Here is a 17,439-nt window from a genome sequence, read left to right as displayed (position 1 = left end):
GCGCGGCCGAGCACGCACTCGGGCAGAGCGGTGGCCGGTCGCGCAGTTCCCCGCGCCCCTCGTGGTCGGCCTCGGCGGCTACGCGTGGCCGAGTTCTTCGGCCGGGGCGTCCGGCTCGACGGAGCCGGAGGTGCGGTCGGCGTGGATGTGGAGCGGCTCGACCACGGTCTCGTCCAGGATCAGTTCGGACGGAACGGGCGGAGCCGGCAGCACGGCGGCCTCCGAGTGGGCGCCACAGCCGTAGGCGAGCGAGACGACCTGGCCGTCGGCCGGTCCGAACTCGTTGCCGCACACGCCGAACGCCTGCCCGAGCGACCCGCCGATCGGGACCAGGAAGCCGCAGGTGGTGCAGTGCGCCGGGGCGGACTGGGCCATCGGGGTCTGCGGGCCGTAGGCGGACTCCCAGCGCTCCGCCGCGGCGTGCAGGCCGAGGCGGGAGAGGACCCGGGCGCGGCCGAGGCCGAGCTCGTCGGCGACGGCGCCGATCTCGGCGCGGGCGGGCGCCGGCTGGACGTGCGGGTCGCTGACCACCACGTCCTCCTCGGCGGCCTCGGCCAGCACGGAGTTGGGGGCGGGCTCGTCCTCGCCGCTCCAGCCGGGCTCCAGGCGCAGGTCGTCCGCGCCGGTGGGCAGCAGGTCGCCGGGGCCGAGGTCGCCGGGGCGCAGCCGCTCGCTCCACGGCACCCACTGGGGGGCGAGCACCGCGTCGGGGCCGGGCAGCAGCACGACCTCGTCGAGGGTGACGTTCTTGGCGCGCGGCGCGCGGGCGACGGTGACGGCCCAGCGCCAGCCGCGGTAGGCGGCGTCGTTGCACTCGAAGGTGTGCGTGACGACGCGGTCGGCGTCCGCGCTCACTCCGAGGTGGGCGCCGACATTGCCCGCTCCGACGGCGTCGACGGCTGCCTGGCGGGCGAGTTCGACGGCCTCGGCACAGAGCCGGTCGGGGGTTCGGCTTCGCATCGCAGCGCTCACGGCGTCGATTCTCTCCCAGTCCTGGTCAATCCTGCGGTCTCTCCGGCGGTCCGCGGCGGTCGGTGCACCGGGCGTCGCTGCCGTGTCCATTCTGCTCGACCCCGGGCCGCTCCGGGGACGGGCCGCGCCGCCCCGGTCCCCGCCCCGGCCGCACTCGAGGGCACGCGTAGTGCAGGCTACCCGCCGGTCGGTCGCCGAGCACAGCCCGGGGCCGCGGGCGTCGGGCCCGCACGGCGGGCGGCGTACCCGAACCGACCACGCCGGAGACCTCAATCACTCGTATGCCACGGCATTGTCGGGCAGGATTGGCCTTGTGGCGGATGAGACTCCGTCGCAGCACGGACTGCACTCCCAGCAGGCCGAGGGCCCGCCGGAGCAGGACACCGTGGTGCGGCAGCAGCCCGTGGACGCCCCGGACGGCGGTGAGGTGCCGCGGCCGGGGAACGACCCCGCGCCGAGCGGCGAGGGCACCGCGGCCGACCTCGACAAGGCCGGCCCTGACGAGGCCGGTCCGGACGCGGAGTCGGGCACGGAGTCGGACGGGGAGCCGGACACCAAGGTCGTGCGGTCCCGGGGCGCGCTGGCCCGCGGGGCTTCCGCGGCGGGCGTGCGGACCGGGCGGGTGGTGCACGGCACCGGCCGACGGATCCGCCGGGCCACCTCCGCGGAGGGTGCCGGCGAGTCGGGGCTGGCCAAGCTGATCGAGCTGCACGCCCTCAATTCCTTCGGCGACATGCTGATCACCGTCGCACTGGCGTCCACCATCTTCTTCTCGGTGCCGACCGGTGAGGCGCGCGGCCGGGTCGGGCTGTACCTGGCGATCACCATGGCCCCGTTCGCGCTGCTGGCGCCGGTGATCGGGCCGCTGCTGGACCGGCTGCCGCACGGCCGCCGCTCGGCGATGGCGATGTCGATGCTGGCCCGCGCGGTGCTGGCGTGGACCATGGCCGGGGTGGTCACCACCGGCGGGCTGGCGCTCTATCCGGAGGCGCTCGGGGTGCTGGTCGCCTCGAAGGCGTACGGGGTGGTGCGCAGCGTGGTGGTGCCCCGCCTGCTGCCACCGCAGCTGTCGCTGGTGAAGGCGAACTCCCGGGTCACCCTGGCCGGCCTGGTGACCACCATGGTGGCGGCGGGGGTGGGCGGGCTGCTGCACCTGATCGGGCCGGGGTGGCCGCTGCGCGGGGCGTTCCTGGTCTTCGTGATCGGCACGCTGATGGCGTTTCACCTGCCGCACAAGGTGGACTCCGCCAAGGGCGAGGTCCGCGCCGAGCTGCACGCCGAGCCGCACCAACCGAAGGTCAAGGGTGTGCTGCGGGCGGTCGGACCGTCGGTGATCATGGCGCTGCGCGGGGTCTGCGCGCTGCGCTGGCTGGTCGGCTTCCTGGTGATGTTCCTGGCGTTCCTGATCCGCAAGGACCCGCCCGGCGGGCTGCCGGAGACCGCGGCGCTGGGGATCGTGGTCGCGGCGGCGGGCGTGGGCAACGCGCTGGGCTCGGTGTTCGGCTCGTGGCTGCGCACCCGCGGCTCGGAGGCGACGGTGACCGCGATGCTGCTGCTGGCCACGGTGGCGGCCGGGGCGGCCGCGTTCTGGTACGGGATCGCCACCGTGGCGCTGGTGGCGGCGGCCTCCGGGATCGCGGCGTCGCTGGGCAAGCTGGCACTGGACGCGCTGATCCAGCGGGACGTGCCGGAGGCGGTGCGCACCAGTGCGTTCGCCCGCTCGGAGACGGCGCTGCAGCTGTGCTGGGTGGCGGGCGGCCTGGTGGGCATCTCGCTGCCGCTGAACGCGGCGCTCGGCCTGTCGCTGGCCGCCGCGGTGATGGCGCTGATGCTGCTGTGGAGCTTCCGTTCGCTGATCAAGGTGGGCCTGCGCCGGCCGGCCGCTCGTCCGCGCGTGGCATGACCCGTGCGAGTCGGCGCCCCCCGCGTAGCGTGATCGCGGATGCCCGGTAGCCTCTTGCCCATGAGCCTCAGCACCCGCGCGATCCTCGGCATCGGCGCCGTCGTCCTGATCGGAGCCGGCACCGTCGGCGGTTCCATCGCGTACGCCAACAGCCAGGGCGCCCCGGACCAGCATCTGGCCACCCTGACGGTCGGCCGTTCCTCGATCACCGCCGCGCCGGCCTGCTACAACGACGGCAAGGCCCTCGACCAGGCCCTGCTGACCAAGTGCCGCCAGGAGGCCAAGCAGGCCAGCGAGGACAAGAAGACCCCGCGCTCCGACGTGGTCTCCAGCGACCGGATCGGCGTCGGCGTGCCGACCTCGGCGTCCGACAACGGCTGGTTCGCGTTCACCGACGGCGGCGCCCAGGGCGAGGCCGTCATCGCGCAGGACATCAAGGGCTCGACCTACTCCGGCTCGATCGCCGCCTCCACCCTGCTGAACGGCAGCGGCACCACCACCGTGACGGTGGTCGAGGCCAACCAGCAGTCCAACGAGGTCTACGCGATCTGGTACTTCGAGCTGAACCAGAAGAACTGACCGTCGCCCGGATGACCTCCCGGTCGCCGTACCTGCAGCCCGGCCGCCCGGCCGGGCTGCTCGTCGTGGTCGCGGTACCCGCGGAGGCCGAGGCGGTGCTGCGCGGGCTGCCGGACGGCGCCCGGCCCCTCCCGGTGCCCGGCGGCGAGCTGCGGCGCGCCGAGCCGGTGCCGGGACTGCCCGTGGACGTGCTGGCGGGCGGGGTCGGCCCGGCCGCGGCCGCGGCTGCCGCCGCCGCGGCGCTGGCCGCGCACCGCTACGCGCTGGTGGTCTCCGCCGGCATCGCGGGCGGCTTCGCCCCGGCGGCCCCGGTCGGCTCCCTGGTGGTGGCCGACGCGATCGTCTGCGCCGACCTGGGCGCCGAGACCCCCGAGGGCTTCGCCGACGTCACCGAGCTGGGCTTCGGGACCGTCCGCCGCACCCCGCCGCCGGCCCTGGTCGAGGCTGCCGCCCGGGCCCTGGACGCCGTCACCGGCCCGGTGCTGACCGTCTCCACGGTGACCGGCTCCGCCGAGCGGGCGGCCGCGTTGACGGCCCGCCATCCGGGGGCCGTGGCGGAGGCGATGGAGGGCTTCGGCGTGGCCGAGGCGGCCGCCCGGTTCGGGGTGCCGGCCGGTGAGATCCGGGCGGTGTCCAACCCCGTCGGCCCGCGCGACCGCGCGGCCTGGCGGATCGGTGAGGCGCTGGGGGCACTGGAGCGGGCCTTCCGGACGCTGCCGTACGAGCACCTGCTCCAGGAGGTCTGCGATGAGTGAGCCGCTGCGGGTCGCCTACTCGCCCTGCCCCAACGACACCTTCGTGTTCCACGCCTGGGCGCACGGCCTGGTGCCCGGCGCCGGGGCGCCCGAGGTGCTGTTCGCCGACATCGACGTCACCAACGGCCTGGCCGAACGCGGCGAGCTGGACGTCCTGAAGATCTCGTACGGGCAGCTGCCCTGGGTGCTGGACGAGTACGCGCTGCTGCCCTGCGGCGGGGCGCTCGGGCGCGGCTGCGGGCCGCTGGTGCTCACCGCCGGGGAGGTGGACCCCGCCGAGCTGGCCGGCCGCACGGTGGCGGTGCCGAGCGAGCGCTCGACCGCGTACCTGCTGTTCCGGCTGTGGGCGGCCGAGGCGGTGCCGGGCGGCTTCGGCGAGATCGTGGTGCTGCCGTTCCACGAGATCATGCCGGCCGTCCGGGACGGGAAGGTGGATGCCGGACTGGTGATCCACGAGGCCCGCTTCACCTACCAGCGGTACGGGCTGCACCGGCTCGCCGACATGGGCGAGGCCTGGGAGGCGCAGACCGGCCTGCCGATCCCGCTCGGCGCGATCGTGGCGAAGCGCTCGCTGGGCGCGGCCAGGCTGCGCGAGCTGGCCGACACGATCCGCGGCTCGGTGCGGGCGGCCTGGGCCGACCCGGCGGCCTCCCGGGAGTACGTGCTGGCGCACGCCCAGGAGATGGATCCGGCCGTCGCCGACCAGCACATCGGCCTGTACGTCAACGAATTCACCGAGGACCTCGGCGAGGAGGGGTACGCCGCGGTGCGCGGGCTGCTCACCCGGGCCGCCGAGGAGGGTCTGGTCCCCCCGGTCGACCCGGGCGCGCTCGCCCGCTGAGCGCCGACCGCTCCGTACCGGATGTCGGCCGTGTCGGATGCCCCGGTCAGACGTCGAACTGGTCGGCCACCGCGCGGAGCAGGACCGCGATCTTCTGGCCGGTCGCCTTGGCCGGGTAGCGGCCGCGCTGCAGACCGGGAAGAGCGCCGTCCAGCATGGTGATCAGGTCCTGGACGATCGGCGCCATGTCGTCGGCGCTCTTGCGGTGGTTGGCCGCGACCGAGGGCAGCGCGTCCAGCAGCGTCACGCTCATCGCCTGGTCGCCGCGGTGCCCGGCGGCGATGCCGAACTCCACGCGCTGGCCCGGCCTGAGTGTGGTGACGCCGGCGGGCAGCGCCTTGGTGTGGACGAAGACCTCGCCCCCGTCGTCACGCGACAGGAAGCCGTACCCCTTCGTCTCGTTGAACCACTTGACCTGGCCGGTGGGCATCTCGAACAGTCCTCGATGTCTTTGGGTGGGCGACCCGCCGTTGGGCCGCCGGACGGACGATGAGCCGACCACTCCTCGCGGAGGGCCGGCCACACTGCGTGGACCAATGATCCCTCAGCGCGCAGCCTTGCGTCGCGGGGATTGCGGGTGATCCGGTCGACCCCCGCGCGAAGGCTGCATACCCGGACGGTACGCGGAACGAAACTCCCCGTCCACGGAGAACTGCGCGCTGTGACCGCAGGCCGGTCAGGCAGGGGCGTCGAGGTGCTCGCCGAGCCAGCCGAGCGAGGCCGGGAGCATGCGGGACCAGGTGTTGAAGTTGTGCCCGCCGGTCTCGAGGGTGATCGAGGAGATGCGGGTCGGCGAGCCCTTGGCCGCGGCCAGAAAGCGCTGGGTCTCGCCGTAGTAGTCGCCGTCGCCCTCGCGGCTGCCGCCGACCAGCAGGGCGGTCTGCGGCTTCGGCAGGTTGTCCAGCCGCCAGACCAGGTCGGCCTCCGAGCGGCGCTGCTGGCTGCCGGCGAACAGGTCTCCGGTGGTCGGGTCCTCGGCCGCGCGGTAGTAGCCGGAGAGCGAGACCCCGGCCGCGAACACGTCCGGGTGGCGCATCGTCAACTTGAGCGCGCAGTAACCCCCGGTGGAGTTACCGATCACGCCCAGGCTGCGCGGGCCGTCGGCGACCCGGTACGAACCGCGGATCGCGGTCGGCACGTCGGCGGTGAAGTAGCGGTCGGCCTGCGGGCCGCCCGGGATGTCCTCGCACTCGGTGTCGCGCGGCATCGCCGGGGACGGACGCATCAGCACCAGCACCGCGGGCGGGGTCTTGCCGTCCCGGATCAGCTGCAGCTCGGCGGCCGGGTAGTTCAGCTTGGTGACCAGGTTCTTGGCGTCGCCCGGGAAGCCCGTGATGGCGATCAGGGCGGGGAAACGCTTCTGCGCGTACTGCGGCTGGAAGTACTGCGGCGGCAGGTAGACGTAGCCCTCGGTGGACAGGCCGGTGGAGGCGCCCGGGATGCGGATCCGCTCCAGCTTGCCGATCAGCGCCGGGTCGCGGCCGACCTCCTTGGCGCCGTGCACGTTCTCCGCCGCTATCCGCTGCACCTCGGTGGGGCGGTGGCCCTGGGCGAACTGGTTCTGGATCGTCACCGGGCCGGTCTCACCGGTGCCGAGCAGGTCGTCCCAGCTGCTGTAGAAGGCGAAGTAGTTGTTGGCCAGCAGGCCCAGCGTGCACATCACGGTCAGCTGGGTGCCCACGATGGTGCCGACCCGACCCAGCACCGCCGCCCAGGTGTTGCGGGCGAGCCTCGGCCAGAGCCAGACCGTGCCCCCGACCATCAGCGCCGACACCAGTGCCGACAACGCCAGCACCTTGTGACTGGTCAGACCCATGCGCAGTACGCCCTTGCTCCCCGTATCGTCCGCGACATCATCAGAATGCCTGAGAAAATCCTGGGAACCCTGAGCGTCCAGGCGGATCTACGCCGCGTCACCCCCGCCGATCGGCGGGGGTGCGGCGCTCTGCGACACTGGTTCGGCCGGCAGTTCGGGCGAATCGGTTCGGCCGACTGGTTCGGCCGAATGACGAAGGAGCGAGCAGTGAGCCGTCAGACCAACGCCGACCCCGGCGACGTCCTGGTCCGGGTGGGAGGCCTGGTCTTCGGCTTCGGCGCGGTCGCGACGATCGTCACCTTCGTGCCGCTGTTCTTCGACTTCAACCGCTTCCCGACCTTCGCCTACTGGCTGTGCATGCTGATGCCGGCGGGCTTCCTGGTCTCGCTGACCGGCCTGCTGGTCTCCGCGCGGGCGCAGCGGCGGCGGGCGGCCGAGTAGACCGTCCGGGGCCGTCCGGGGGCTCAGCGGGGCTCAGCGCAGGTGGTCCGCCAGCCAGGCCGGGAAGCCGGTCAGGTCGGGCAGCACCACGTCGGCGCCGGCCGCGTCGAGTTCGGCCGCCGAGTACGGGCCGGTGGCCACGCCGACCGCCACCGCGTCGGCCGCCTTCGCGCCACGAATGTCCCCCAGATGGTCGCCGACGTACACGCTCGCGCCGTGCTCGCGCAGCGCCGTCCCCTTGGTCTCCGCCCACAGGTCGCCGACCACCTCGTCCGCCACCAGGCCGACGTGGTCCAGCTGGAGGCGGGCGTTGGGCTCGTACTTGCCGGTGATCACCAGCACCCGTCCGCCGCGCTGCCGGATCGCCTCGATCGACTCCCGCGCCCCCGGCAGGGTCAGCGTGCCGGGCAGCGCGTACTCCACGTACAACTGCCGGTAGCGGGCCACCGCCGCTTCCACCCGCTCCGCCGGGAACCAGCGGGCGATCTCCTCGGCCAGCGGCGGCCCGAGCCGGCTCACCACGAGGTCGCTGTCGATGTACGTCCCGGTCTCGGCGGACAGCACGTCGTAGGTGGCCTTGATGCCGGGACGGGTGTCGAGCAGAGTCATGTCGAGGTCGAAGCCGACGGTGAGAGCCATGCCACCCAGCTTAGGGTCCGTCGTGATGCCCCCGTCGTCCGCCCGGAGGGGGGCCTGGCGGGGTTTGACGGCGGACCCCCGGGGCGTGCGCCGACCGGCCCCGGGCGCCTCGCGTCCGGCGGCGGACATCTCGGACATAATGCGGAGTGTTCCCGCCCGCCCGGAGGTACCCGTGCCGCAGCAGCCCACCCGGCGGGCCGCGCTCGCCGCCGGGCTCGGGGCACTCGGCTCCGCCCTGCTGGCCGGCTGCGACGGCGGCGCCGCCAAGGCCCCCATGCACGGCACTTCGGCAACCGACGGCTCTTCCGCCACCGGCTCGTCGGCGCCGTCCTCGCCCACTCCGACGCCCAGTGCCACCGTCACGGCCGCCACCGGGCCCGTCGCGGTGGTCCGCGGACCCACCCGGGTGGTCGCGCTCGACACTGCCGAACTCGACTCCGCCATGACCCTCGGCATCACCCCGGTCGGCGCCGCCAAGGCGCCCGCCGACGGCGGCCTGCCCGGATACTGGCCCGCCTCCCGGCTCGCCGGGATCACCGTGGTCGGCGACATCGCCGCCACGCCCGACACCGTGCGGATCGCCGCCCTGGCCCCGCAGCTGATCCTCTCCAACCAGACCCGCGACGGCGCCCACCCGGACGCCCTGCGGCCGCTCGCGCCCACCGTCCTCACCCGGACCACCGGCTACCCCTGGAAGGACGGCTTCCGACTGCACGCCGCCGCCCTCGACCGCCAGGAGCAGGCCGACGCGGTGGTCGCCGCGTACGAGCGGCACGCCGACCAGGCCACCCGGGCGATCGCCGCCGCCGGGAGCGGGGGGCGACGGATCAGCATCGTGCGCTTCGTCGAGGGCTCGCCCACCGTCCGCCTGTACGCCCGGCAGAACTTCGTCGGGACCGTCCTCGCCGACCTCGGGCTCCCCAGGCCCGACCCGCAGAACGTCGATCAGTTCACGGTGGAGGTGCCCGCCGACCAACTCGCCAGGGCCGACGGCGACTACCTCTTCTACGCCACCTACGGCGACCCCGACCGGGCCGGTACCACCGCCGCGCTCGCCGGCCCCGTCTGGCAGTCCCTCGCCGCCGTCCGGGCCCACCGCGCGTTCCCGGTCGACGACCAGCTCTGGTTCCAGGGCATCGGCTACACCGGCGCCAACTTCCTCATCGCCGAACTCCAGCGCGCGCTCGGTGCGTGAGGCGCTCCTCGCCGCCGCCCGGGACCACCCCTTTCGCGTTCACCGGCCCGCGGTCACTGCGGCTGCGCGCGCCGCCGGAGGGTGAGGGCCAGCACGAAGCCGGCGGACAGCACTGCGGCAATGCGCAGCACGCCGGGCGCCGCCGTCCAGGTGGCCTGGCCCGCGCTGCCGCCGGCGGCCAGCGCGGTGCCCCAGCGGCCCTGGCTGCGTCCCCACATCCACACGGCGGAGGCGGTCATGGTGGCCAGCGGGATGCCGAGCGCGGCGAACTTCTTGGTGAGGTCGCTCAGGCCGCGGGAGAGGTAGACGGCGCCCCAGCCGCCGAGCATCGCCAGGAGCGAGCCGGTGGCCGCCCCGGCCAGCAGGGCGAGCGCGCCGACCAGCAGCAGCGGCGCCGGACGGCGTCCCGCCAGCAGGCCGGAGGCCACTGCCGCAGGCCCGCCCGGTCCGGGCGCCGCCTCGGCGGCGGGCGGCTCGGCGTCCCCGGCAGCCCCGGTGGTCGCGGGGGCGGCCGGCTCGGCGGGCGGCTCCGGTTCGTTGGTGCGGAAGTCGAAGTAGACCAGGTCCCAGCCGGGGTAGGCGCCGGTGACGTCGGTCCGGCGCCCGCTGGTGGTGGCGCTCTCGATCGCCTGCCGCAGGTCGTCGGCGGAGCGCCGGAACGGTGCGGCCGGTCCCTCGGCGGGCCCGGACCCGCCGGGCGCGAGTGGCTTGTCGAACGACGGCGGGGCGGGCCGCTCCGATGCCCGCTCCGGTGCACGTTCCGGTGCCGGCGGGGGTGCGGCCGGCGCCTGCCGGGGGACGTAGACGCTCTCGCCCTCCCCCTCGGATCCCGACCCCGCGTCACGCCACCAAGTGCCGCCCGCCATCGCCCCGCCACCCCGCATCGTCTCGCCGGTCCGCCCGCCCGTCGACGGTACCGACCCGTGCCACCGCCGCGCGAGCCCCGCACCCCCGGCGCGCCGCGCCGCACCCGCACGAGCCCCGCCCGTCCCTGCCGCCCCTGCCACCGCCCCTGCCACCCCGCCGGCCGGCCTTCCGCCGGCCGTGACCCCCGTGGTGCGGACCCCGCACAACCCCCACACCCGCCAACGCTTGCCGTCCCGTGCTCCCCGCCGACTACCCTGGATCGGATGACCGCACCGCAGGGCGCCCAGCGCCCCACCAGGGCCGCCACGCCCCGCACGCTGGCCGAGGAGCTCCGCGCCCGCAGCGACGAGGCGCTGGCGTGCCTGCTGCGGGCGCGACCCGATCTGCTCAACCCGGTGCCGAGCGATCTGACCCAGCTGTCCGCCCGGCTCTCCAGCCGGGCGTCCGCGCTGCGGGCGCTGGAGCGGCTGGACCGCTTCACCCTCCAGGTCGCCGAGGCGCTGGCAGCGGCGCCCGACGGCACCTCCGAGGCGACGCTGCGCACCCTGCTGGCCGGCCCGGCCCGGGTGAAGCCGCACCCGGAGGCCGACCCGGTCGACCGGGCCGCCGTGGTGGACGCGCTGCCGCAGGCGATCGGGCGGCTGCGCGACCAGGCGCTGCTGTGGGGCCCGGACAGCGCGCTGCGGCTGGTGATCGCGGTCCGCGAGGCGCTGGCGCCCAGCGCCGCCAACCCGGGCCGTACCGGCCTCGGTCCGACCCTCGCGGACGCGACCGTCGGCATGTCCCCGGCCCGGCTCCAGCAGCTGCTGGCCGGCGCCGGGCTGCCGCCGACCCCGGACCCGGTGACCGCCGTGGCGGCGCTGACCGCGCTGCTCACCGACCGCAAGCGCTGCGCCGCGCTGCTGGCCGAGGCACCGCCGGCGGCGCTGGGACTGCTGGAGCGCCTGGTGTGGGGCCCGCCGACCGGCACCGTCCCGGACGCCGCCCGGCAGGTCACCGCCGAGCAGGCGCAGAGCCCGGTCGAATGGCTGCTGGCGCGCGGTCTGCTGCTGCCGTCCAGCCCGACCTCGGTGGTGCTCCCCCGCGAGCTGGCGCTGCACCTGCGCGGGGGTCGGACCCACCGCACGGTGGAGCCGGTCCGGCCGGTCCTGGAACCGTCCGCCCACCGCGATCCGGAGGCGGTGGACAGCGCGGCCGCCGGACAGGCGTACACCGCGGTGCGCACGGTGGAGGAACTGCTGGAGTCCTGGGGGCTGCAGGCGCCGCCCACCCTGCGGGCCGGCGGACTCGGGGTGCGCGACCTCAAGCGGGCCGCGCTCACCCTGGAGTGCTCCGAGCCGACGGCCGCGTTCTGGGTGGAACTGGCGTACGGCGCGGGCCTGCTGGCGCCGGACGGCGAGGTGGACGAGCGCTGGGCGCCCACCCCCGCGTACGACGCCTGGCTGCAGGAGCCGACCGCCGCACGCTGGGTGCTGCTGGCCGAGAGCTGGCTGGCCGCCACCCGGGTCGCCGGGCTGACCGGCAGCGCGGACGCCAAGGGCAAGCCGCGGGCCGCGCTCGGCCCGGAGCTGGACCGGACCCTGGCACCGCACGTCAGGCGGGCCGTGCTGGGCCTGCTCGCCGAGCTGTCGCCCGGTGCGCTCGCCCCCGCCGAGGGCCTGCTGCCGGTGCTGCGCTGGCAGCGTCCGCTGCGCGGCGGCGCGACCGGGCCCGACGGCCGCGACCTGCGCGAACACCTCACCGAATGGACCCTGCACGAGACCGAGTTGCTCGGCATCACCGGCCGCGGCGCACTCTCCGGCCCGGCCCGGGCGCTGCTGGCCGGCGAGGACCCCGTCCCCGCGCTGGAGCCGCTGCTGCCCCGGCCGCTGGACCACGTCATCCTGCAGCCCGACCTGACCGCGATCGCACCCGGTCCGCTGCTCACCCCGCTCGCCCAGGCGCTGGCGCTCTGCGCGGACGTGGAGTCCAAGGGCGGCGCGACCGTCTACCGCTTCGGCGCCGAGTCGGTCCGCCGCGCCCTGGACGCCGGCCGGACCGCCGCCGACCTGCAGGCCTTCCTCGCCCAGCACTCGCGGACGCCCGTCCCCCAGCCGCTGGCGTACCTGATCGACGACGTGGCGCGGCGGCACGGCGTGCTGCGGGTCGGCGCCGCCTCCTCGTACCTGCGCTGCGACGACACCTCGCTGCTGGGCGAGGTGCTGGCCGACCGGCGAACTGCCGAACTGCGGCTGCGGATGCTGGCGCCGACCGTGCTGGCCGCGCAGGCCGGTCCCGAGACGCTGCTGTCGGTGCTGCGCGCCATGGGGTACGCCCCGGCCGCGGAGTCGGCGGAGGGCGACGTGGTGATCACCCGGCCGGACAGCCACCGGACGCCGCCGCGCGGCGCCCCGGTGCCGGTGCCGGACGGACCGTCCCGCCCGGACGCCGCGCTGCTCGGCGCGGCGGTGCGGGCGATCCGCCAGGGCGACCGGGCGGCGACCGCGGTCCGCCGGGAGACCGTGCCGGCGGCCGGTCCGGGCCGCCCCGGCCCGACCGCGGACGGCCGGCTCCCGCGCACCGCGGCGGCCGACACCCTGGCGGCACTGCAAACCGCGGTGCTGCTGGGCGAGCGGATGTGGATCGGCTACGTCAACGCCGAGGGCCTGGCCTCCCAGCGGGTGGTGGACCCGGTGAAGGTGGAGGGCGGCTTCGTCACCGCGTACGACCACCTCTCGGACGAGGTGCGGACCTTCGCCCTGCACCGGATCACCGGGGTCGCGGAGGTCGAGGACTCGGCCTGACCCCCGCGGGGCTGCGGGGCCTCAGTGGCCGGCGGCGTGGGCGTCCTGCTCGGCCTTCTGCTTCTTGGCGTCGTCGACGATCGACTGGGGGCTGGGCACCTTGGGCTCGACGCCGGTCAGGGTGCCGGTGACCAGGAAGGCCGCGGTGCCGAACAGCCCGCCCGGCTGGCCGATGTCGGCGACCTGGTCGAGGGCCGGGGTGGCGGCCTGGGCGGGGGCGGCGCCCAGGGCGGTGGCGACGGCGGCGCCGGAGAGCGCGAGGCCGGCGAGGATGCGGTTCCGCTTGTTCATGGCCTGCCCAACGAGCGCCCACCGGTCCGGTCACCGCATTGCACCCGAGTGCGGGACACTGGAAAGTCTGCGACCTGACCTACGGAGGGCTTCCCGCGTGAACGACGGACCGCTCATCGTCCAATCGGACAAGACGCTGCTCCTGGAGATCGACCACCCCAAGGCCGCCGAGTGCCGGCGCGCGATCGCCCCGTTCGCCGAGCTGGAACGCGCGCCCGAGCACATCCACACCTACCGGGTCACCCCGCTCGGCCTGTGGAACGCCCGGGCCGCCGGGCACGACGCCGAGCAGGTGGTCGACGCCGTGGTGAAGTACTCCCGCTACCCCGTGCCGCACGCGCTGCTGGTCGACGTCGCCGACACCATGGCCCGCTACGGCCGCCTCCAGCTGCAGAAGCACCCGGTGCACGGCCTGGTGCTGGCCACCACCGACCGGCCGGTGCTGGAGGAGGTGCTGCGCTCCAAGAAGATCGTCCCGCTGGTCGGCGCCCGGGTCGACCCGGACACGGTGGTCGTCCACCCGTCCGAGCGCGGCCAGATCAAGCAGGTCCTGCTGAAGCTCGGCTGGCCCGCCGAGGACCACGCCGGGTACGTGGACGGCGAGTCCCACCCGATCGAGCTGGAGCAGGACGGCTGGCACCTGCGCCCGTACCAGCAGCAGGCCGTCGAGGGGTTCTGGCACGGCGGCTCCGGCGTCGTGGTGCTGCCCTGCGGCGCCGGCAAGACGCTGGTCGGCGCGGCGGCGATGGCGGAGGCCAAGTCGACCACGCTGATCCTGGTCACCAACACCGTCTCGGCCCGGCAGTGGAAGCACGAGCTGGTCAAGCGCACCTCGCTGACCGAGGACGAGATCGGCGAGTACAGCGGCACCCGCAAGGAGATCCGCCCGGTCACCATCGCCACGTACCAGGTGATGACCACCAAGCGGAAGGGCGTCTACCCGCACCTGGAGCTGTTCGACGCCCGCAACTGGGGCCTGGTGGTCTACGACGAGGTGCACCTGCTGCCCGCGCCGGTGTTCAAGTTCACCGCCGACCTCCAGGCCCGCCGCCGGCTCGGCCTGACCGCGACCCTGGTCCGCGAGGACGGCCGCGAGGGCGACGTGTTCTCGCTGATCGGCCCCAAGCGCTTCGACGCGCCGTGGAAGGAGATCGAGGCGCAGGGCTACATCGCGCCCGCCGACTGCTGCGAGGTCCGGGTCACGCTCAGCGACAGCGAGCGGCTGCTCTACGCGACCGCGGAGCCGGAGGAGAAGTACCGCTTCTGTTCGACCACCGCCACCAAGCGGCGGGTGGTGGAGGCCCTGGTCAAGAAGCACCAGGGGGACCAGACGCTGGTCATCGGGCAGTACATCGACCAGCTGGACGAGCTCGGGGAGGTGCTCGACGCGCCGGTCATCAAGGGCGAGACCACCAACGCCCAGCGCGAGAAGCTCTTCGAGGCGTTCCGGTCGAAGGAGATCGGCGTGCTGGTGGTCTCCAAGGTGGCCAACTTCTCCATCGACCTGCCGGAGGCGACGGTCGCCATCCAGGTCTCCGGGACCTTCGGCTCCCGCCAGGAGGAGGCGCAGCGGCTCGGCCGCGTCCTGCGGCCCAAGGCGGACGGGCACGCCGCCCACTTCTACTCGGTGGTCGCCCGCGACACGGTGGACCAGGACTTCGCCGCACACCGGCAGCGCTTCCTGGCCGAGCAGGGCTACGCGTACCGCATCATCGACGCGGACGACATCTGATCCGCCGATGATCCGCCGATCCGCGCCTGCGGATGCGGAGGCTAGGCCTTGAAGACGCCGTCGCGCCCGAGGAACACCACGCGCGCGGCGGTGTCGAGCACGATCCCGACGTTGCGGACGGCTTTGCGCACCGGGTGGCGGCGGCGGTCGCCGGTCGGCTTGCTGCCTCTGGCCTTGGTGGTTCGTTCGGTGTCCATGTTTCCACCGTAGGTTTTCAGCCGTATGGGTGGCATCAGCCGGAAGGCCACGATCTGCGGGCCGCAGGTCGTCCTTCCGGCGTACCGGCCCCCTAGGCCGTACCCCCCGCGGTCCCGGGGGTCCGGTCAGGGGCGAAAACGATTAGCACCCGGACCGAACCGGGTCTAGGATCTTCCGTCTGCCCCCTCCCGAACCGTGGTGCCATTCGTCGGCAGCCGTGGGAGGTGCCGGCCGCTCGGCAACCGGTCGGTGTCCCTCACCGTGAGCTATGACGAGTCCGCTGCCCCCGATGCCGGGCAGCCGGGAAGGTTCGCCGTGCACTCCCCCACCACCGATGCCACCGCCGGGGCCACCACCGATCCGCTGCAGCGCGAGCGCGACCACCTCGCCTCCTCCCGCGCCGCGCTGAAGGCCATGCGCGAGGACGTCGAGTCGCTCGACCTGCGCGACGTCACCGGCACCTGGGTCTCCGCCGCCGTCCTGCAGAACCAGATCGAGCAGCGGATCGCCGCACTGGCCGACCTGGCCCACACCCCGCTGTTCTTCGGCCGCCTGGACTACCTGCACGCGATCAGCGAGGACTTGTCCGAGGGCGGCGGCGGGGAGCGCTTCTACATCGGCCGTCGGCACGTCCACGACGCCGACGGCGACCCGATGGTGATCGACTGGCGCGCGCCGGTCTCCCAGCCCTTCTACCGGGCCAGCCGCAAGGACCCGATGGACGTCGAGAAGCGCCGCCGGTTCGGCTACACCGGCGGCGAGTTGACGGCGTACGAGGACGAGAACCTGTCCGACCCGGCCGAGGCCGACACCCGCTCCGCGCTGCTCGCCGCCGAGATCGAGAAGCCCCGCGTCGGCCCGATGCGCGACATCGTCGCCACCATCCAGCCGGAGCAGGACGAGATCGTCCGCGCCGACATCACCGGCACCGTCTGCGTCCAGGGCGCACCCGGGACCGGGAAGACCGCCGTCGGCCTGCACCGCGTCGCCTACCTGCTGTACGCGCACCGCGAGCGGCTCGCCCGCACCGGCACGCTGGTGATCGGCCCGAACCGCTCCTTCCTGCACTACATCGAACAGGTGCTGCCCGCCCTCGGCGAGCTGGACGTCGCCCAGGCGACCGTCCAGGAGCTGGTCGCCCACGTCGAGGTGCGCGGCGCCGACTCCGCCGAGGTGGCCCGGATCAAGGGCGACGCCCGGATGGCCGAGGTGCTGCGCCGCGCCGTCCGGTCCGGCATCACCCTGCCGACCGAGCCCTGCGTGGTGGTCCGCGGCTCCCGCCGCTGGCGCGTCCCGGCGTACGAACTGGTCGAGATCATCGAGGAGTTGAAGGGCCGCGAGATCCGCTACGGCGCGGCTGCCGAGGCGCTGCCGCAGCGGATCGCGCATGCCGTGCTGCTCAAGATGGAGCAGGGCGGCGAGGCCCCCGACGACCGGGTGCAGGACGCGGTCGCCCGCAACACCGCGGTCAAGGCCGTGGTCAAGGCCTGCTGGCCGCCGGTCGACCCGGTGAAGCTGGTCCACCGGCTGCTGGGCGACGCCGAGTTCCTCGCCGCGGCGGCGGACGGCATCCTCACCGCGGAGGAGCAGCGGACCGTCCTGTGGGCCAAGCCGGCCCGCTCCGCGAAGACCGCGCAGTGGTCGGCCGCCGACGCCGTCCTGGTCGACGAGGCCGCCGACCTGGTCCAGCGCACCCCCTCGCTCGGCCACGTGGTGGTCGACGAGGCCCAGGACCTCTCGCCGATGCAGTACCGCGCCGTCGGCCGCCGCTGCTCGACCGGCTCGGCCACCGTCCTCGGCGACCTCGCCCAGGGCACCACCCCGTGGGCGACCGCGAGTTGGCCGGAGGCCCTGCACCACCTGGGCAAGCCGTCGGCCCACATCGAGGAGCTGACCCAGGGCTTCCGGGTGCCCGACGAGGTGATCGTGTACGCCTCGCGGCTGCTGCCCGCCATCGCCCCCGGCCTGGCCCCGGCCACCTCGGTCCGCGAGGCGCCCGGCTCGCTCACCGTCACCCCGGTCGCCGACGACCCGACCGCGACCGCCGCCGTGGTGGACGCCTGCCGCGCCGCGCTGGCCCACGAGGGCTCCACCGGCCTGATCGCCGCCGACGCTCGGATCCCGCTGCTCGCCGAGGCACTGACCGCGGCCGGGCTGCCCTTCCTCGACCCCGGCACCGAGACCACCGCCGAGGCCCGGCTGACCCTGGTCCCGGCCTCACTGGCGAAGGGCCTCGAGTACGACTACGTGGTGCTCGACGAGCCGGCCGCCGTGGTCGCCGGCGAGCCCGACGAGCGGACCGGTCTGCGCCGCCTGTACGTGGCGCTGACCCGGGCCGTCTCCGGGCTGCACGTCCTGCACGCGCAGCCGCTGCCGCCCCAACTCGGTTGACCCGTACCGGTCGTCCGGGACCGAACGGCACACCCT

Annotated in this window: 16 protein-coding genes; 9 read left to right on the top strand and 7 right to left on the bottom strand. The window is 74.7% G+C overall.

Annotated features, from left to right (window positions below; all coding sequences use genetic code 11):
- Nucleotides 1–78: 78 nt before the first annotated feature.
- Nucleotides 79–960 carry a DUF3027 domain-containing protein gene (locus FHR36_RS00985; protein ID WP_253794635.1) on the bottom strand — a complete coding sequence of 294 codons (882 nt, stop codon included), beginning with the start codon at nucleotides 958–960 and terminating at the stop codon, nucleotides 79–81.
- Nucleotides 961–1,534: 574 nt separating this feature from the next.
- On the opposite strand from FHR36_RS00985, the gene FHR36_RS00980 reads away from it, so the two are divergent.
- From FHR36_RS00980 to FHR36_RS00965, 4 genes are read left to right on the top strand one after another with little or no spacing between them, the layout of a single operon-like run.
- Nucleotides 1,535–2,875, top strand: a complete 1,341-nt coding sequence (locus FHR36_RS00980; protein ID WP_407660793.1) for an MFS transporter — start codon at nucleotides 1,535–1,537, stop codon at nucleotides 2,873–2,875.
- Between the two features lie 60 nt (nucleotides 2,876–2,935).
- Nucleotides 2,936–3,454 carry a hypothetical protein gene (locus FHR36_RS00975; protein ID WP_253792859.1) on the top strand — a complete coding sequence of 173 codons (519 nt, stop codon included), beginning with the start codon at nucleotides 2,936–2,938 and terminating at the stop codon, nucleotides 3,452–3,454.
- Between the two features lie 11 nt (nucleotides 3,455–3,465).
- Entirely contained in the window at nucleotides 3,466–4,209 is a 744-nt protein-coding gene (locus tag FHR36_RS00970; protein WP_253792857.1) for a futalosine hydrolase, read from the top strand.
- Entirely contained in the window at nucleotides 4,202–5,050 is an 849-nt protein-coding gene (locus tag FHR36_RS00965; protein WP_253792855.1) for a 1,4-dihydroxy-6-naphtoate synthase, read from the top strand. Before FHR36_RS00970 ends, FHR36_RS00965 begins: the two co-directional genes overlap by 8 nt.
- Before the next feature lie 46 nt (nucleotides 5,051–5,096).
- Here the strand turns inward: FHR36_RS00965 and FHR36_RS00960 are convergent, their stop codons facing one another.
- Together FHR36_RS00960 and FHR36_RS00955 are read right to left on the bottom strand one after the other, a co-directional pair.
- Nucleotides 5,097–5,480, bottom strand: a complete 384-nt coding sequence (locus tag FHR36_RS00960; protein ID WP_253792853.1) for a cold-shock protein — start codon at nucleotides 5,478–5,480, stop codon at nucleotides 5,097–5,099.
- Between the two features lie 246 nt (nucleotides 5,481–5,726).
- On the bottom strand, nucleotides 5,727–6,866 hold the full coding sequence (locus tag FHR36_RS00955; protein WP_253792851.1) for an alpha/beta hydrolase: 1,140 nt from the start codon (nucleotides 6,864–6,866) through the stop codon (nucleotides 5,727–5,729).
- A gap of 207 nt (nucleotides 6,867–7,073) precedes the next feature.
- On the opposite strand from FHR36_RS00955, the gene FHR36_RS00950 reads away from it, so the two are divergent.
- Nucleotides 7,074–7,307: a hypothetical protein gene (locus FHR36_RS00950; RefSeq protein WP_253792849.1), complete on the top strand. Its 234-nt coding sequence runs from the start codon at nucleotides 7,074–7,076 to the stop codon at nucleotides 7,305–7,307.
- Between the two features lie 33 nt (nucleotides 7,308–7,340).
- Here FHR36_RS00950 and FHR36_RS00945 read toward each other — a convergent pair whose 3' ends face one another.
- Nucleotides 7,341–7,946 (bottom strand): HAD family hydrolase, encoded by a 606-nt coding sequence (locus tag FHR36_RS00945; protein WP_253792847.1) that lies wholly within the window; start codon nucleotides 7,944–7,946, stop codon nucleotides 7,341–7,343.
- Nucleotides 7,947–8,118: 172 nt separating this feature from the next.
- Here FHR36_RS00945 and FHR36_RS00940 point away from each other — a divergent pair, with 172 nt between their 5' ends.
- Nucleotides 8,119–9,141, top strand: a complete 1,023-nt coding sequence (locus tag FHR36_RS00940) for an ABC transporter substrate-binding protein (protein ID WP_253792845.1) — start codon at nucleotides 8,119–8,121, stop codon at nucleotides 9,139–9,141.
- A gap of 53 nt (nucleotides 9,142–9,194) precedes the next feature.
- On the opposite strand, the gene FHR36_RS00935 is transcribed toward FHR36_RS00940, so the two are convergent.
- Nucleotides 9,195–10,007, bottom strand: coding sequence for a hypothetical protein (locus FHR36_RS00935; protein WP_253792844.1), 813 nt, complete (start codon nucleotides 10,005–10,007; stop codon nucleotides 9,195–9,197).
- A gap of 264 nt (nucleotides 10,008–10,271) precedes the next feature.
- On the opposite strand from FHR36_RS00935, the gene FHR36_RS00930 reads away from it, so the two are divergent.
- On the top strand, nucleotides 10,272–12,791 hold the full coding sequence (locus FHR36_RS00930) for a helicase-associated domain-containing protein (protein WP_253792842.1): 2,520 nt from the start codon (nucleotides 10,272–10,274) through the stop codon (nucleotides 12,789–12,791).
- Between the two features lie 21 nt (nucleotides 12,792–12,812).
- On the opposite strand, the gene FHR36_RS00925 is transcribed toward FHR36_RS00930, so the two are convergent.
- Nucleotides 12,813–13,082 (bottom strand): hypothetical protein, encoded by a 270-nt coding sequence (locus tag FHR36_RS00925; RefSeq protein ID WP_253792840.1) that lies wholly within the window; start codon nucleotides 13,080–13,082, stop codon nucleotides 12,813–12,815.
- A gap of 97 nt (nucleotides 13,083–13,179) precedes the next feature.
- Here FHR36_RS00925 and FHR36_RS00920 point away from each other — a divergent pair, with 97 nt between their 5' ends.
- Nucleotides 13,180–14,814, top strand: coding sequence for a DNA repair helicase XPB (locus FHR36_RS00920; RefSeq protein WP_253792838.1), 1,635 nt, complete (start codon nucleotides 13,180–13,182; stop codon nucleotides 14,812–14,814).
- 41 nt (nucleotides 14,815–14,855) lie between these two features.
- Here FHR36_RS00920 and FHR36_RS00915 read toward each other — a convergent pair whose 3' ends face one another.
- A complete protein-coding gene (locus FHR36_RS00915; protein ID WP_253792836.1) occupies nucleotides 14,856–15,011 on the bottom strand; it encodes a hypothetical protein in 156 nt (51 codons plus the stop codon).
- 316 nt (nucleotides 15,012–15,327) lie between these two features.
- Between FHR36_RS00915 and FHR36_RS00910 the strand changes: the two genes are divergently transcribed.
- Entirely contained in the window at nucleotides 15,328–17,403 is a 2,076-nt protein-coding gene (locus FHR36_RS00910; protein ID WP_253792834.1) for a HelD family protein, read from the top strand.
- Nucleotides 17,404–17,439 lie beyond the last annotated feature (36 nt).

This window comes from Kitasatospora cinereorecta (genome assembly GCF_024172095.1).
Taxonomy (GTDB): domain Bacteria; phylum Actinomycetota; class Actinomycetes; order Streptomycetales; family Streptomycetaceae; genus Kitasatospora; species Kitasatospora cinereorecta.
The sequence above is the reverse complement of the archived record's forward strand: the minus strand, read 5'-3'. Positions and strand labels throughout refer to the sequence as shown.